Annotated in this window: 2 protein-coding genes; both read right to left on the bottom strand. The window is 62.9% G+C overall.

Features of this window, described 5'->3' with window-relative positions:
• Positions 1 to 1,271: GTP-binding protein (locus Q8K99_08295; protein ID MDP2182554.1), on the bottom strand; the 1,271-nt coding region annotated here is incomplete at its 3' end.
• A 146-nt stretch (positions 1,272 to 1,417) separates the two neighbouring features.
• On the bottom strand, positions 1,418 to 1,600 hold a 183-nt coding region (locus tag Q8K99_08290; GenBank protein ID MDP2182553.1), incomplete at its 5' end, for a hypothetical protein.

Raw genomic sequence — 1,600 nt, 5'->3', positions numbered from 1 at the left:
GGATCCTCATCGACGATGCTCTTGAGCGCGCTGCCGAGTTTGTCCTCGTCGGCCTTGGTCTTCGCGACGATCGCGACGGGGTACAGGGGCTCGGGCATCGGTAGCGGCGTGAACGCGATCCCGCCCTTCGCTGAGAGGGTGTCGTTCGTGAGGGTGTCGGTGAGTTTCGGCAGCACAACGATGTCGCCCGCGGGCGCGGAGGTGACATCCGCAGTCTCTTTGCCGGTCATTTTGAAAACATGTGCCACGCGCTCCTTCTTGCCCGTGCGGGCGTTCACGACCTCGGAGTTCGGCGTGAGCGTGCCGGAGACGATCTTGGCGAACGTGAGGCGACCGACGTAGGGATCCGAGAGGGTCTTGAAGACGTGCGCGGCAAGATCGCCAACCGTCGAGAAGGGCACTTCAGTGCCGTCCAAGGTATGGAGTGGGCCGTGGGCTGTCGGGGTGGGGAAGAACGAGACGATGTCGTCCATGAGGTCTTCGATACCCTGGAGTGCAGTGGCAGAGCCTACGAAGACCGGGATGAAGATGCTCTGTGCGATGGCCTTGTTCAGGAGCGTCTCGAGTTCCTCCTGCGAGAGGGGCTCGCCCTCGAGGTACTTCTCCATGAGTTCGTCGTCAGCCTCCGCGACGAGTTCGCAGAGCTTGTCGCGGGCTGCGTCCGCGGCACTCACCATGTCGGCAGGGATGTCGAAGACCTTCTCCGTCTCGCCTTCGTGGTGGTAGGCCTTCATGCGGATGATATCAGCGACGCCTCTGAACTGGGCCTGAGCGCCGATCGGGAGCTGCACGGCGCCGACGCGGTGACCGAACGCCGTCTCGAGAGCCGCCATTGCCCCCTCGAAATCGGCATGCTCCTTGTCGAGGCGGTTGATGAACACGGCGCGTGCGATGCCCATCTCGCCAGCTATCTTCCAGAGTCGTCTCGTCTGCACTTGGGGGCCGGAGACCGCGTCGACGACGAAGAGCGCCATCTCGGCGGCTTCCATTCCAGCGATCGCATCGCCGACGAAGTCAGCGTATCCAGGGGTGTCGATGATGTTGATCTTGACGCCCTTATGCACGAGAGGGGCGAGCGACAGGTTCAGCGTGAACTTGCGCCTCACCTCCTCGGGGTCGTAGTCGAGACCGCTTTGACCTGCGTCGACCGAACCGAGTCGCTTGGTCACGCCGGCCACATGGAGCATCGCCTCAGCGAGTGACGTCTTGCCCGCACCGCCGTGGCCGACGAGAACGACGTTGCGGACATCCTCAGTGCCTACCGCTCCCACATGCATCTCCTCCTCGGTCGAAACGTCACAACGCCGCAGCCATTCCTCGGCGTGCGGCGTCGTAGAAGCCGTGCGAACCAGTCTACTCCTTATCAGCGCGTGCAGGCACTGGTAGAATGTCCCCCAGTCCCATGGGGTCGATGACCCTAGCAGGCCAGCCAACTTCCGAGGAGGATCTGAGTATTGAAGTCCGTCTCCGCGTTCCGTCTTTCGCTAGTGCTCCTGACGGTCGCCCTCGTAGCGTCCGTCTTTGCCGTCCAGGGTTGCTCGAAGCCTGTCCAAGGGGATTCGTCGGCAAACAGCGCTTCGACGGGTGCTGCGACCGAGTC

Source organism: Actinomycetota bacterium, assembly GCA_030682655.1.
Lineage (GTDB): Bacteria > Actinomycetota > Coriobacteriia > Anaerosomatales > JAUXNU01 > JAUXNU01.
This window is presented reverse-complemented; position numbering and strand designations above follow the sequence as displayed.